This is a genomic window from Agrobacterium tumefaciens, from assembly GCF_005221325.1.
GTDB lineage: Bacteria > Pseudomonadota > Alphaproteobacteria > Rhizobiales > Rhizobiaceae > Agrobacterium.
Map to the genome: position 1 here is coordinate 601,992 of NZ_CP039889.1, position 13,752 is coordinate 615,743.

General features: G+C 61.3%; 13 protein-coding genes and 1 riboswitch. Of the genes, 6 read left to right on the top strand and 7 right to left on the bottom strand.

Annotation, left to right across the window (positions count from 1 at the left end; all coding sequences use genetic code 11):
* Positions 1–35 precede the first annotated feature (35 nt).
* The 5 genes from CFBP5499_RS17655 to CFBP5499_RS17675 form a co-directional block, all read right to left on the bottom strand.
* On the bottom strand, positions 36–515 hold the full coding sequence (locus CFBP5499_RS17655; RefSeq protein ID WP_080829630.1) for a pseudoazurin: 480 nt from the start codon (positions 513–515) through the stop codon (positions 36–38).
* Positions 512–1,312 carry an ABC transporter ATP-binding protein gene (locus tag CFBP5499_RS17660; protein ID WP_080829629.1) on the bottom strand — a complete coding sequence of 267 codons (801 nt, stop codon included), beginning with the start codon at positions 1,310–1,312 and terminating at the stop codon, positions 512–514. The genes CFBP5499_RS17655 and CFBP5499_RS17660 overlap by 4 nt, the downstream gene beginning before the upstream one ends.
* Entirely contained in the window at positions 1,309–2,262 is a 954-nt protein-coding gene (locus CFBP5499_RS17665) for a FecCD family ABC transporter permease (RefSeq protein ID WP_233284249.1), read from the bottom strand. Before CFBP5499_RS17665 ends, CFBP5499_RS17660 begins: the two co-directional genes overlap by 4 nt.
* Positions 2,263–2,333: 71 nt before the next feature.
* Entirely contained in the window at positions 2,334–3,365 is a 1,032-nt protein-coding gene (locus CFBP5499_RS17670; protein WP_080829627.1) for an ABC transporter substrate-binding protein, read from the bottom strand.
* Positions 3,366–3,523: 158 nt separating this feature from the next.
* Positions 3,524–3,758, bottom strand: a riboswitch (cobalamin riboswitch).
* Positions 3,759–3,808: 50 nt separating this feature from the next.
* Positions 3,809–4,687, bottom strand: a complete 879-nt coding sequence (locus CFBP5499_RS17675; RefSeq protein WP_080829626.1) for a GNAT family N-acetyltransferase — start codon at positions 4,685–4,687, stop codon at positions 3,809–3,811.
* A gap of 202 nt (positions 4,688–4,889) precedes the next feature.
* On the opposite strand from CFBP5499_RS17675, the gene argE reads away from it, so the two are divergent.
* The 6 genes from argE to CFBP5499_RS17705 all read left to right on the top strand — a co-directional run bounded on the left by argE (position 4,890) and on the right by CFBP5499_RS17705 (position 11,526).
* Positions 4,890–6,014, top strand: a complete 1,125-nt coding sequence (argE, locus tag CFBP5499_RS17680) for an acetylornithine deacetylase (protein ID WP_080829625.1) — start codon at positions 4,890–4,892, stop codon at positions 6,012–6,014.
* A 22-nt stretch (positions 6,015–6,036) separates the two neighbouring features.
* Positions 6,037–6,960 (top strand): 2-hydroxyacid dehydrogenase, encoded by a 924-nt coding sequence (locus CFBP5499_RS17685; RefSeq protein WP_080829624.1) that lies wholly within the window; start codon positions 6,037–6,039, stop codon positions 6,958–6,960.
* 27 nt (positions 6,961–6,987) lie between these two features.
* A complete protein-coding gene (locus CFBP5499_RS17690) occupies positions 6,988–7,344 on the top strand; it encodes a cupin domain-containing protein (RefSeq protein ID WP_006315137.1) in 357 nt (118 codons plus the stop codon).
* Between the two features lie 188 nt (positions 7,345–7,532).
* Complete coding sequence (locus CFBP5499_RS17695; protein WP_080829623.1) at positions 7,533–8,996, top strand: aldehyde dehydrogenase family protein; 1,464 nt, start codon at positions 7,533–7,535, stop codon at positions 8,994–8,996.
* 13 nt (positions 8,997–9,009) lie between these two features.
* Complete coding sequence (locus CFBP5499_RS17700) at positions 9,010–10,053, top strand: tartrate dehydrogenase (RefSeq protein WP_080829622.1); 1,044 nt, start codon at positions 9,010–9,012, stop codon at positions 10,051–10,053.
* Positions 10,054–10,068: 15 nt separating this feature from the next.
* Positions 10,069–11,526 (top strand): NAD-dependent succinate-semialdehyde dehydrogenase, encoded by a 1,458-nt coding sequence (locus CFBP5499_RS17705; RefSeq protein ID WP_080829621.1) that lies wholly within the window; start codon positions 10,069–10,071, stop codon positions 11,524–11,526.
* Between the two features lie 265 nt (positions 11,527–11,791).
* Here CFBP5499_RS17705 and CFBP5499_RS17710 read toward each other — a convergent pair whose 3' ends face one another.
* Both CFBP5499_RS17710 and CFBP5499_RS17715 read right to left on the bottom strand, forming a co-directional pair.
* On the bottom strand, positions 11,792–13,066 hold the full coding sequence (locus CFBP5499_RS17710; protein WP_080830215.1) for an NAD(P)/FAD-dependent oxidoreductase: 1,275 nt from the start codon (positions 13,064–13,066) through the stop codon (positions 11,792–11,794).
* A 16-nt stretch (positions 13,067–13,082) separates the two neighbouring features.
* On the bottom strand, positions 13,083–13,751 hold the full coding sequence (locus tag CFBP5499_RS17715; RefSeq protein ID WP_080830214.1) for a haloacid dehalogenase type II: 669 nt from the start codon (positions 13,749–13,751) through the stop codon (positions 13,083–13,085).
* Position 13,752 lies beyond the last annotated feature (1 nt).

The following is a 13,752-nucleotide window of genomic DNA, read 5'->3' on the forward strand; positions in this document are numbered from 1 at the left end:
AATCCAGACCGCCACTCAAGACTTCCGCAGAATACTCATTTTTCCGCCCGCTCGAAAAGATCATCAAGCCGGGTCTTGGCCCGGCCGGGCACATCGACTTCCCTGTAGCTTTGCGACAGCGCCGCCTCGCCCACCTTGATCAGCATGACCATGCCCATGCCGTAATGCGGCGAGCATTTGATGCCGTAAAAGCCCGGTTTTTCAAACCCGGTCTCGAACTCGTCATTGATCCGGCTTTTGAACCCTTCGGCACCTTCGGGAATCATGCCGTCGATGGTCGCGGCATTGTGGCTCTTGTGGGTTGGCACGAAGCGCACGCGGTCACCGGGGGCGATTTCCAGGAAATCGGGCTCGAACACCATCGGGCCTTTTTCGCCCCGGTTCAGCATCTTCACCTCGAAGGTCTCGGCGGAAGCAAGAAGGGGAAATCCTGTGGCCACCACGGCAATTGCGGCAGCGGCGCAAAACCGTCTGCCCTTTGCAGCAGCGTCTGCGAGCGTCGTGAATGTCATCATCGTGCCAGTACTTTCCTTGCTGGATCAACCCGTCCATGGGCTGGCAGAAAACGAATATGGGAAAAACCACCCTCGTCCGTGGTGACAACACATTCCACCCCGAAGACGTCGGCGATCCTTGCCGCCGTCAAAACTTCGCGCGGCGGCCCGATAGCGATCATCTCTCCCCGATGCATGATGGCGACGCGGTCGCAGAACATGGCGGCATGATTGAGATCATGCAGCGCCGCCACGACCGTCAACCCCTGCCGGCGCACCAGATCGAGCAGGCCGATCTGGTGGCCGATATCGAGGTGATTGGTTGGTTCGTCCAGCAGCAGAATGTGCGGCTCCTGCGCCAAGGCTCGGGCAATATGCAGGCGCTGCCGTTCACCACCGGAAAGGTGGTGCCAGCTGCGCTCCGCCTTGTCGGCCATGTCGACATTGGCAAGTGCTGCATCAACGATAGCGCTGTCATTCTCCGACCAGCCGGAAAGCGGGCCGAGATAGGGCGTGCGCCCAAGCTCCACCGCCTGTCGTGCGGTAATTCGCTCGGTGGTTTCGGCCTGCTGCTCCACGAAGGCCAGCCGGCGGGCGAGTTCGCGCCGCCCCAATGAGCCAAGCCGTTCCTCGCCAAGCGTAACGTGGCCCCTGCGCGGTTTGCGGATGCCAGCCAGCATGGACAGAAGCGTGCTCTTGCCGGACCCGTTCGGGCCAATGATGCCGAGAAACTCCCCGGAACCGACATCGAGCGAGACGCCACGGACGATATCGATATTGCCGGCATGGAAATGCAGGCCGTGGGCGGATAATTTCATGACCGCCCTCTCTTCTGCCCCAGAATGAATGCGAAGGCGGGCGCGCCGACCAGCGCGGTAATGACACCGATCGGCAGCACCTGGCCCGGAATGACGATGCGCGAGAGAATATCCGCGATGATCATGAATACCGCGCCCGTCAGCGCCGTCACCGGCAGCAATATGCCATGGCGGACACCAACGAAGATGCGTGAGGCATGCGGAATGACGAGCCCTACAAAACCGATGGAACCGACCAGCGACACCATCGCGGCCGTCATGATTGCGGAAACAGAGATCAGCACCGCATAGACCCAGCGCACCGGAATGCCGAGCGAGGCTGCCGCCTGACCGCCAAAGGCGAAGGCATCGAGCGCACGGGCATACCAGAGGCAGACCGCAAGGCCGGCAAGGCTGATTGGCAGCGCCAGCCAGACATCCGGCCAGCGCACGCCGGAAAGATTGCCGAGCAGCCAGAACATGATGCCGCGCGCCTGTTCGGCATTGGCGGATTTGGTGACGATGAAAGAGGTCATGGCGTTGAACAGCTGCGAACCGGCAACGCCCGCCAGAATGATGGCGCTGTTGCCATGCCCCGCCCGCACGGCCAGAAGGCTGACCAGCGAAAAAGCGACGAAAGCGCCGATGAGAGCGCCGGCCGGCATCGTCAGAAACCCTGCGCCGAAACCCAGAAGAGCCACGGCGACGGCACCGGTGGAGGCGCCGGCGGAGATGCCGAGAATATAGGGATCGGCAAGCGGGTTGCGCAAAAGCGATTGCAGCACCGCCCCGGCGAGCGCCAGCGACGCCCCGCAGCAGGCGGCAACAACGGCGCGGCTGAGGCGGTAGCTCCAGACGATGCCCTCATCCAGCGGCTCAAGCGGATAACCCGCGTGGAAAACGCGGTTGGCGATGGTTTTCGCCACGACATCGAAAGGAATGGCGGTCTCGCCGATGGCCGCCCCGGCCATCAGCGCGACAAGCAGCAGGGCGAGCGCGGCAAAAACTAGCCCCGCCCTGCCAAGTTGGGTGGAGAAACGGTTCACTTGGCGAGGCCAGCGGCCGAAATCGCCTCGGCCAGCGTTTCAATACCTTCGATGGTGCGAATGGTCGGGTTCATCGCCTGCGCATCCATGTCGAACACATGGCCTTGCCTGACGGCGGGCATAAGGCTAGCGACGGGATCGGATTCCAGGAACTTGCGCTTGACGGCGATATCGTCAGCCGGGAAGCGGCGGCGATCCATCTTGCCAGCCACGATCACGGTCGGATTGGCCTTGGCGATGGTTTCCCAGCCAACGGTCGGCCATTCCTCATCGCTTTCGATGACATTCTTCAGCCCCAGCGCGGACATGATGTAACCGGGAGCGCCGTTGCGGCCGGCGACATAGGGGTCGATATCGAGTTCGGCGCTGGAGAACCAGAAGACGGCCGAAAGCTTGCCATTCGCAGAGGCGATCTTGGCGCGGGCGGCTTCCTCGCGCTTCTTCAGGTCGGCAACGACTTCTTCACCGCGATCCTGAACGTTGAAGATTTTGGCGAGGTCGCGAATTTCCTGATAGATCAGCTCCATGGTGAAGCCGGTGTTGCGCACGCCATCACCGCCGCCGGAATTGTCCTTGCCGACGCAATCGGCAGGCGAGGTATAGACGGGAATACCGAGTTCGGCGAATTGCGCCGGCGTACCCACAACACCCTCGGGGCCGATCTGCCACTGGAACTGCGTCGTGACGAGGTCCGGTCTCTTGCCGACCACGGCCTCGAAGCTCGGATCGTTGTCAGCCAGCCGTTCGACCTTGGCATTGGCCTCCTCATAACCTTTCAGAACCGGACCGATCCACAGCGCCGTGCCGACGACCTTGTCGGCAACGCCCAGCAGGTAAAGAACCTCGGTCGTACTCTGGCCGACGGAAACGGTACGGGCGGGAGTCTGCTTGAAGGTGATCTCCTGGCCGCAGCTGTTGATCGTCAGGGGATAGGTGGTTTCGGCGGCATTGGCACCGACAACGGGCAAAGCCGAAAGCACAGCGGCGAGAATGCCGGCATGGACCGGCAGGCGTCTAGAATGAAACATGTGTTCTCCAGTCGACGATAAATCTTATTCCAGAGCAGCAGGCGTCAAAGCGCGCAGCAACAGCGGGACGTCTTGTACGGAGAACGGTAATAGGACGCAAACGAAATGTTATGAAATAACATTACAATCTCCTCCTCCGGGCTTCCCCGCCCGTAACGATGGTTTCTATTTTGACGGCAGGTCTCCTGGCTCACGAATTTGCGTCACTCATCTGCCTTCCCGCATTCCGAAAAATACAGTGGCATGACGCCTTCAAGCGTCACTGGGATGAACGACAATCCGCTTACAGTTGCGGGGGCAGCCACGGCATTGGACGAAAAAGATCGCCCGCACCATGTTCCCTATTAATCCCTTCGCCTTTCGGCTGCAGGAACCGTCGCTTTCTCACATAAGGGGCAAGAGGCGGGGCGTCAATTGCGATCGTGTCGCAGCTCAGCACGAAATCAGCACAGGGAAGGACCCGCCAGCGCGAAAATTCTCGCCGTGCCGGACCCCGTGGGCTGCGGCTCGTCTTTCGACATGGTCGTCAGCGTTTCGATCACCACCAGGCCGGATTGCGCGAGAAAATCGGAAAAGGAGCCGCTGTCACGCACGGCATCGAGACGGACAAGCTGTTCTTCCAGATCGGAAAAATGCCGCCTGACGAGCGCGACCGCATCCATTTCCTCTGCGGCAACGACCGGACCGATGATGTGGCCTCGCCCCGCCGCCCGGCGCAAGGCAAAGGCGACAAGCCGGCCGGCCTCGAACAGGCCGTAACCCGTCTTTTCCCTGAGAAGGCGCAACAGGACGCCATGGCGTGAAACGCCGAAAGCAGCCCGGTCCATGTCGGCCACATCGGCAAGATGGTTTTCGGACAGCGGCTCAATTTTCTGTTTTCTGCCAGTGGGCGGCACCTCTGCCGGACATTGCGCCTTTCCCCGAAAGAGATGCACTTTTTCCGTCTCTCCAGCAAAGCCCAGCCCGGCAAACAACCGCCTCGACTCATCCGTGGCGTTGAGCCGGAGCGATATGGCAGGGAACTTCGCCAGAAGCCGCTTCACCAGCCATGGCGCCACGCCCTGCCCCTGCAGGCGCGGGGAAACGATGACCATGCCGAGCGTCGCGAAACCCTCATCATAGGGAAACAGCATCGCGGTTGCGACGACGCGATCAATCTCATCAAGTGCCGCGAGGCCGACGCCGCACTGCCGCAGAAAACACCATTCATTCGCGTGATATCGCCACCCCACCGCCATGGAAAGCGCGTGCAGATGATCGGCCTCGACATCGGCGATATCCACGGTTCGCAACTCGAAACTATCGACTTTGAGCAGCTCCATAGCAAACGGCTCTCATTTCCTCCGGCGCGGAACCTTGATCCCGGCAGCCCAGCCCACGACATCCGAAGATAACCAGCCTTGCCAGCACGAATTTTCCGAAAGCACTGGAAGGACACAACAATCTACCGAAATCACCCGCATTTCAGCAGATAAACGCCATCAGCCACTTTAAGCTTTCGGCGTTGAAACGACGGGGGCAGCCATGAACGCAATCGAAATTCTGGAGCGTCTTGTCGGCTTTCCATCGGTCGTCGGAACCGCCAATGGCGATATCGCCGGATGGATCGCCGATTATCTGGAAAGCCATGGCGCGAAAGTATCGCTGCTTGCCGGCCCCGAAGGCGACCGCGCCAATCTCTTCGCGAGCTTCGGCCCGACTGATGTCGCCGGATACATCCTCTCCGGCCATATGGACGTGGTGCCCGCCGGTGAGCCCGAATGGTCCTCCGATCCCTTCACGCTGAGAACCGAAGGCGAGCGTCTTTACGGGCGTGGCACCACCGATATGAAGGGTTTTCTCGCCACTGTTCTCGCCGCAGCGCCGGCATTTTCGCGCATGGCGCTGAAGCGGCCCGTGCATATCGCCTTTTCCTATGACGAGGAGTCCGGTTGCCGCGGCGTCCCGCACATGATCGCCCGATTGCCGGAACTATGCGCGAAGCCGGCGGGCGCGATCATCGGCGAGCCGAGCAATCTGCTTGCCGTGCGCGCCCACAAAGGCAAGGCCGCCGCGCGCATCACCATTCGTGGCCGCTCCGGCCATTCATCGCGGCCCGATCAGGGCGTCAACGCCATCCACCTGATGACCGGCATCATGGCAAAGGCGGTCGCGACAGCGCAGGCGCTGACGCAGGGGCCCTTCGAAACGACCTTCGAGCCGCCCTACTCCTCCCTGCAGATCGGCACGGTGAGGGGCGGACAGGCGCTCAACATCATTCCCGACCATTGCGCCATCGAGTTGGAAGCGCGCGCGATTGCCGGCGTTTCGCCACTCGCGCTACTTCAGCCGGTGCGAGATGGCGTGGAAACGCTCGCCGCTGAGGGCATCGATATTGAATGGACACCGATGAGCGACTATCCGGCATTGTCCCTGGCGGGCGATGCGCCGCTCGCAAAGCTTCTGGAAGAGTTGACCGGCGCTCCCTGCATTCCCGCCGTCAGCTACGGCACGGAGGCCGGGCTTTTCCAGGCGGCCGGCGTCGGCGCCATCATCTGCGGCCCGGGCGATATCGGCCGCGCTCACAAGCCGGATGAATATATCACCACCGGCGAACTGTCGGCCTGCCAGTCCATGCTGGAAACACTGGCAAACCGCTGCACGGTTTGAACCTTCGGAACACGGATTTCAAATGACGTTTTTTTTCAATTCCGACGCCAAGCGCGGCGAGATTTTCCGCCAGGCCCTGGCCCGCGACCTGCCGGACCTGCCCTTTTCGATGGATGCCGCGAGCGTCGATCCCGACGCGGTTCGATACCTCATCAGCTGGACGGTGCCCGAGGATATAGGCCGCTACCGCAATCTCGAAATCCTGTTCTCGATCGGCGCCGGCGTAGACCAGTTTCACATCGACGCAGTCCCTCCCCATGTGAAGGTCGTGCGCATGGTGGATGAGGGCATCATCCGCATGATGCAGGAATATGTCAGCCTCGGCGTGCTGGCGCTTCACCGCAATTTGCCCGCCTATTTGGGCCAACAGCGTCAAGGCCTGTGGAAGGCCCTGCCCCAGCGCCAGGCGGAAGAATGCCGGGTGGGCGTTCTCGGCCTCGGCATGCTGGGCGTTGCGGCGCTAGAGCGGCTGAAACCCTTCGGATTTCCGCTGTCCGGCTGGAGCCGCTCACCGCGCGAGATCGATGGCGTGACCTGCCATCATGGCGAGTCAGGATTGGCCACGATCCTCTCGACAAGCGATATTCTCGTCTGCCTGCTGCCGCTGACGGAGGAGACCACGGGTCTTTTGAACAGCGAACGTCTCGCAATGCTTCCCGAGGGCGCGGGGCTGGTCCACGCCGGACGCGGCAGGCAGCTCGATCACGATGCCCTCCTCGACGCGCTGGATAGCGGCAGGCTTTCCGGCGCGGTGCTCGACGTCACCGAGCCCGAACCGCTGCCGAAAGACCATCGTTTCTGGACACATCCGAAAATTCTCCTGACGCCGCATATCGCCAGCGTCACCCAGCCGCATTCGGCAGCGCGCACCGTTGTCGAGAACATCAAACGATACCAGTCCGGTCTCGATCCGCTCGGCCTCGTTGATCGCAATCGCGGATATTAACCCACCCCGTTCCAGGAAAGGACCCCCATGTCGCTTCTCAAGACCATCGATACCAATCCCACCTTCGAGCCCAAGAAAACCAAGACCATGCCGGAACGCCTCGTCGAAGGTGACCCCTCCTACAAGACCTGGGCGCTGGATGAGGCCCGTGACGGTACTGTGAAAACAGGCATCTTTGAAGCAACGCCCGGCGCAAACCGGTCTATCAAGGGTGAGACCTTCGAGTTCTGCCACATCGTTTCAGGCGTGATCGAAATCACCCCCGAAGGCGGCGAAACGGTTCGTTACACAGCGGGCGATAGCTTCGTCATGAAGCCGGGTTTCGTCGGTGTGTGGAAGACCATCGAGACCGTGCGCAAGATCTATGTCACCGTGAACGGATGAGCTGATATCCCCCATTTCGGCATCGCCCGTGAAGGTTCGTGCCGGGAAATGCCGGCGGACACACGCACCGAAGATTGCGCTGTCCGCCGGCGGCAAAACAGGATTTTCGTTCACCGCTCCCGCCGCAGTCGGTCGATGCTGCTTGGCATCAGGGACTAGGTTTGAGGCATATCCACAGAGGGCTTCCCATGACGCTCAGCTTCGATCCAGACAGCCTGTCTTTGCCGATCGGCCATTTCATCGGCGGCCGGTTGATCCCGGCTCAAAACGGCATCGACATGCATCGCCCGTCAGATGGCATCGAATATGCCGGCTGCCCCAGGGCGGATGCAGCACTGGTCGATGAAGCGGTGCAGACCGCCAAGGCCGCGTTGAAGACCAGCAACTGGGGCGGCGTGCGCCCGCGCGAGCGCACGAAGGTCCTGCAGCGCTGGGCCGACCTTATCGAGCAGGAGGCCGAGACGCTGGCGAAAATCGAGGCGCTGTCTTCCACACGGCCGGTGGGCCAGCTGATTGCCGGCGACATCGCCGTGACCGCCGAGCAGATTCGCTTCTTTGCCGAATTCGCCGACAAGGAAGGCGGCGATCTCGTGCCGACCGACGATGCGAGCCTTGGCATGATCATGACCGAACCCTATGGCGTGGTCGGCGCGATTACACCGTGGAATTTCCCCGTCTCCATGGCCGGCTGGAAACTCGGCCCGGCGCTCGCGGCCGGCAATGCCGTGGTGCTGAAACCATCGGAAATGACGCCTTTTTCCAGCATTTTCATGGCTGAGCTGGCCATCAAGGCCGGGCTGCCCGCCGGCCTCATCAACATCGTGCTGGGCGACGGACCCGTGACGGGCAACGCCATTACCGGGCATCCCGAAATTTCCAAGGTCAGCTTCACCGGCTCTACCGCCGCGGGTGCTGCCATCATGGCCAATGTCGCCCGCACCGGCATCAAGCCCATGACGCTGGAACTCGGCGGCAAAAGCCCGCAGCTGGTCTTTGCCGATGCCGATATCGAAAAGGCGGCAGCCGCAATCGCCGGCAATATTCTTTCCAATGCGGGACAGGCCTGTGTCGCCGGCTCGCGCATCATCGTTGAGGAAAGTGCGGCCGACGCCCTTTCCGCCGCGATCATCGCCCGCATGAAGACGGTAAAGCCCGGCCCGACCTGGGACGAGGCAACCCAATATTCACCGATCATCTCCGAAGTGCAGCGCCAGCGTATTGACGGCATCGTGCAGGCAGCCGTCGCCCATGGCGGTGAATGCCTGACGGGCGGCGCGATCATGGACGGTCCCGGCTATTTCTACCAGCCAACGCTGATCGCCAATGTCGATCAGACCTCACCCGCCGTCACCGAGGAAATCTTCGGGCCGGTGCTGACGCTGCAGACCTTCCGCACGGAAGAAGAGGCTCTGGCGCTTTCCGACCATCCGACCTACGGTCTGGCGGCCGGCCTTTTCAGCCGGGACGTCTCGCGTGTCCTGCGCCTGTCGCGCGCGATCCAGGCCGGAACGATCTGGGTCAACCGTTACGGGCGTTCGCGCGATCACATCTTGCCGACCGGCGGTTACAAGCGCTCCGGCATCGGCAAGGACCTCGGACGGGAGGCCTATCTCGCCAACCGCAAGAGCAAAAGCGTCCTCATCGGACTGTAACAGGGGAATTCTCTTGAAAACGCATCGCATCGCACTCATTCCCGGGGACGGCATCGGCCAAAGCGTGACGGACGCGGCGTGGCAGGTTCTCAATGCCGTCGCCAAAACCTCCGGTTTTGCGTTTGAAGGAACAGAATTCCCCTGGTCCTGCGCCTTCTACAAGGAAACCGGGGCGATGATGCCGAAGGACGGCATCGAAACGCTGCGCGGCTTCGACGCCATCATGCTCGGCGCGGTCGGCTGGCCGGCGGAAGTGCCTGACTCGGTGTCGCTGCACGGTCTGCTGCTGCCGATCCGCAAGGCTTTCGTGCAATATGCCAATATCCGCCCGCACCGGCTGCTGCCCGGCGTGCAAGGGCCCTTGAAAGCCGATGGCTTCGATATTCTCTGCATTCGCGAAAATACGGAAGGTGAATATTCCGGCGCCGGTGGCCGCGTGCATCAGGGCACGGAGGACGAGGTGGCCGTCGAAACATCGATCTTCACGCGCAAGGGCGTGGAGCGGATTTTGCGCTTCGGTTTCGAGCAAGCGCAAAAGCGCCGCGGCAAGCTCGCCTCCATCACCAAGTCGAACGCCCAGAAATATTCGATGGTGTTCTGGGACGAGGTAACCCACAGGCTCGCGGCGGAATATCCTGACGTCGAGGTTTCGAGCTACCATATCGACGCCATGGCGGCGCGCATGGTGATGGCGCCGGAAAGCCTTGATGTCGTGGTCGCCTCCAACCTCTTCGGCGATATTCTGACCGATCTCGGCGCTGCCATTCAGGGCGGCCTTGGCTTTGCCGCCTCCGCCAACATCAATCCCGACCGCAGCGCGCCCTCGATGTTCGAGCCGGTGCACGGTTCGGCCCCCGACATTGCCCATCTCGGCATCGCCAACCCCATCGCCACCATCTGGTCCGGCGCGATGATGCTCGATCATCTCGGCGAAAAGGATGCAGCCGCAAAGATCATGGCGGCACTGGAAACGGCGACCGGCCGGGGCATCGGGACCGTGCCGGGCAAGGATAAGACGGAAACCATCACCGCCGCGGTTCTCGCGGCACTCGCCTGATTTCGGAGAATTATGATGCAGGGCTTGAAGGACAAAGAACTCTTTCGCCAGACGGGTTTGATCGGCGGCGCATGGAAAGCGGCGGCATCGGGCAAGGTGGTGGATGTCATCGATCCGGCAACGCAGGCGGTGATCGGCACCGTGCCTGACATGGGCGGCACGGAAACCCGCGCGGCAATCGAGGCCGCCAATGCCGCCTTCGGCCCATGGAAGAAAAAGACCCACGCCGAGCGCGCCGCCCTTTTGGAAAAATGGTTCGCGCTGATGATCGAGCATATCGACGATCTCGGCCTGCTTCTGACCCTCGAACAGGGCAAACCACTGGACGAAGCCAAGGGCGAAATCCGCTATGGCGCATCTTTCGTCAAATGGTTTGCGGAAGAGGCCCGACGTATCGGCGGTGGCACCATCCCCTCACCGACGTTGGACCGGCGCATCGTGGTGCTGAAGGAACCTGTCGGCGTCTGCGGTATCATCACACCATGGAATTTCCCGAATGCGATGATCACCCGCAAGGTCGCGCCGGCACTCGCCACCGGCTGCACGGTCGTCATCAAACCTTCGGAATTCACGCCCTATTCGGCGCTGGCGCTTGGTGTGCTCGCAGAAAGGGCGGGCATTCCCGCAGGCGTCATCAACATCGTCACCGGCATGCCGACTGAAATCGGCAACGAAATCATGGCCAACGAGACGGTGCGGAAAATTTCCTTCACCGGTTCCACCCGCGTCGGCTCGCTTCTGATGCGCGGCGCGGCCGACAGCGTCAAACGGCTGTCGCTGGAACTTGGCGGCAATGCGCCTTTCATCGTTTTTGACGATGCCGATCTCGATCTCGCGGTCGAAGGTGCGCTCGTTTCAAAATTCCGCAATGGCGGCCAGACCTGCGTCTGCGCCAACCGAATTCTCGTACAATCGAGCGTTTATGACGCCTTTGCGAAAAAACTGGCGGATCGCGTCGACGCCCTGCGCGTCGGACCCGGAACGGAAGCGGGCGTCTCTATCGGCCCGATGATCAACGAACCGGCCATCGCGAAAATCCACGCCCATATTGACGACGCCGTTGCCAAGGGTGCAACGATCATCACCAGGCCGCGCAACCTGCCGGAAGGCCCGCAATATACAGCGCCCGTGGTGCTGACGGGCGCGACGACGGCAATGCAGCTGGCAACCGAAGAGACCTTCGGACCAGTCGCGCCGCTCTTCCGCTTCGAGACGGAGGACGAGGCGCTCGCCATCGCCAATGGCACGCCCTTCGGCCTTGCCGCCTATTTCTACACCGAGAGCCTCAAGCGCGCCTGGCGCGTAGGTGAAGCGCTGGAATTCGGCATGGTCGGCCTCAACACCGGCGCGATCTCCACCGAGGTCGCCCCCTTCGGCGGCGTCAAGCAATCCGGCCTCGGCCGCGAGGGCGCACAGGTCGGTATCGAGGAATATCTGGAGACCAAGGCATTTCATATCGGCGGGCTTGCCTGAAGCCCCCGTTTCTTTCTCCCCGCCTAAAGGGCCGCTTTGCGGCCCTTCTTTTTTACATCAAAAAGCGGCCCTGAGGCCGCAGTACGATTGATGCAAAGTCCGAAAATCTCCCCTCGCTCGTCATGCTCGGGCCTGTCCCGAGCATCTGCAACGGTTTGATTTTACGAGACGTGATTGGATCCTCGGGACAAGCCCGAGGATGACGTCGAATCTGGGTGAGGCTTCGTCTTCGTCAGAGGTCCGAGTGACGTAAGGCGGACGCGGTCTACTGAATCTTATCCAGCATCTTGTAATAATAGCCCACCAGTGGCAGGAACCAGGGCTTGCCGAAATGGCCCGGCACTGCCGGCCAGTCCAGCCCCTTCAGAGGGTTGGTATCCGGCCGTCCCATAATGGCGTCGGCCAGGATCATGCCGAGATGGGTGGAAAGCTGCGCGCCATGGCCGGAATAGCCCATGGCGTACCATACGCCATCATGGAAACCGGCGCGTGGATAACGGTCCTTGGTCATATCAACCAGACCACCCCAGCAATAATCGATCGGCACATGCGAAAGCTGCGGGAAGATGCGATGCAGGCTTTCCGTCAGGATCGCGCCGCTCTTGGCGTCGGAACGCTGGTCCGATGTCGCGGAAAAACGGGCGCGGCCGCCGAAGATCAGGCGATTATCCGGCGCCAGACGGAAATAATTGCCTATGTTCATGGAGTTGACGTAGGTGCGGTTGCCCGGAACCGAAGCCCGGACCTCGGCATCCGTCAGCGGCCGGGTGGCGATGATGAAACTGCCGACGGCGATGATGCGGCGGCGGAAGTAACCGAAACCGGAAGGCGTATAGGCGCCGGTCGCGACCAGAACATTGTCGGCTGTGACCTTGCCGCGCGGGGTTTCCAGCTCATGGAGCTTGCCGTTCTGGATATGCTTCGTCACGGCGGCATTTTCGAATATCACCGCGCCATGCCGGCTGGCGGCTTCGGCAAGGCCCGCGACATAACGGCCCATATGCATCATGGCGCTCTTCTTCGAAAGCATCGCGCCGTAAAAGGGCGAGCCGATTTCCGCCTTCAGATCCGCAACGGACAAAAGCGCGGTATCGGGATCGACCTCGGCATGAAGTGCCTCGAAATTTTTCGCCAGCCCTTCGAAATGCTGCGGCTTGGAAGCAAGCTTCAGCTTGCCTGAGCGGCGGAAGTTACAATCGATCCCTTCTTCGGCAATCAATGCCTCCAGCGTATCGATTGAATCATCCAGCGCCTTATAGAGGGCGATGGCGCGTTCCTTGCCAAGTTCCGCCTTGGCGGAAAGATAGGAATGGGCAAGCCCGTTGTTGAGGTGCCCGCCATTGCGGCCGGAAGCACCCCAGCCGACCCGCTGCCCTTCGAGGACAACCACGCGCGCGCCAGCTTTCGCGAGCTGGCGCGCCGCACCGAGACCGGTGAAACCGCCGCCGATGACGGCCACGTCATAGTGGCCTTCCACAGGTCCCTCCGCCGCTCCCGAAAACAGGGGAGCGGTGTCGTGCCAGTAGGAGACGAGTTTCATGGTCATGATCCTTTCCTTACAGTCCGACGACACCTGCAAGACCGGAAATATCTGATATTTCCACATAACCATAATAGGGGTTTGCGGGCTCGTGGCCGCGATTGACCCAGACCTTGTTCTTGATGCCGAGATCATGGGCCGACATCAGGTCATAGCGGAAGGAGGAGGAAACATGCAGCATGTCCTCCGGCCCGCAGCCCAGCATGTCGAACATATATTCGAACGCCTGGAAGCGCGGCTTGTAGGCCTGCGCCTGTTCGGCGGTATAAACAGCGTGGAAGGGCGCGCCGAGCTTTTCGACATTCGACATGATCTGTGAATTCATCGCGTTGGACAGGATGACGAGGGGAATTTCCTTCGCCACCTTGGCAAGACCGGCCGGAACGTCGGCATGCGGACCCCAGGTCGGCACACGCTCATATACGAAGGTGGCATCCTCGTCCTTGAAGGCAACGCCGTTGCGCTTGCAGCTACGCGACAGGGAATTGTAGACCACCTCGGCATAGGGTTGCCAGGCGCCCATGATCTCGTCCAGACGGTAGGCCGCGAAATTTTTGATGAACTGCTGCATCTGCGCTTCGTCCAGGCGATCGCCATAGAGATCGCGGGCGGCCTCGGCCATCTGGAAATTGATCAGCGTGCCGTAGCAATCAAAGGAGATGTATTTCGGGCGGAAGATGGTCATG

Bases quoted from the DNA above. Each gene is read 5' to 3' on its own strand.
- argE (WP_080829625.1), top strand. From the start codon at position 4,890: ATGAACGCAATCGAAATTCTGGAGCGTCTTGTCGGCTTTCCATCGGTC.
- CFBP5499_RS17690 (WP_006315137.1), top strand. From the start codon at position 6,988: ATGTCGCTTCTCAAGACCATCGATACCAATCCCACCTTCGAGCCCAAG.
- CFBP5499_RS17715 (WP_080830214.1), bottom strand. From the start codon at position 13,751: ATGACCATCTTCCGCCCGAAATACATCTCCTTTGATTGCTACGGCACG.
- CFBP5499_RS17685 (WP_080829624.1), top strand. From the start codon at position 6,037: ATGACGTTTTTTTTCAATTCCGACGCCAAGCGCGGCGAGATTTTCCGC.
- CFBP5499_RS17710 (WP_080830215.1), bottom strand. From the start codon at position 13,066: ATGAAACTCGTCTCCTACTGGCACGACACCGCTCCCCTGTTTTCGGGA.
- CFBP5499_RS17665 (WP_233284249.1), bottom strand. From the start codon at position 2,262: ATGGCCGGGGCGGCCATCGGCGAGACCGCCATTCCTTTCGATGTCGTG.
- CFBP5499_RS17655 (WP_080829630.1), bottom strand. From the start codon at position 515: ATGATGACATTCACGACGCTCGCAGACGCTGCTGCAAAGGGCAGACGG.
- CFBP5499_RS17705 (WP_080829621.1), top strand. From the start codon at position 10,069: ATGCAGGGCTTGAAGGACAAAGAACTCTTTCGCCAGACGGGTTTGATC.
- CFBP5499_RS17660 (WP_080829629.1), bottom strand. From the start codon at position 1,312: ATGAAATTATCCGCCCACGGCCTGCATTTCCATGCCGGCAATATCGAT.
- CFBP5499_RS17670 (WP_080829627.1), bottom strand. From the start codon at position 3,365: ATGTTTCATTCTAGACGCCTGCCGGTCCATGCCGGCATTCTCGCCGCT.
- CFBP5499_RS17675 (WP_080829626.1), bottom strand. From the start codon at position 4,687: ATGGAGCTGCTCAAAGTCGATAGTTTCGAGTTGCGAACCGTGGATATC.
- CFBP5499_RS17695 (WP_080829623.1), top strand. From the start codon at position 7,533: ATGACGCTCAGCTTCGATCCAGACAGCCTGTCTTTGCCGATCGGCCAT.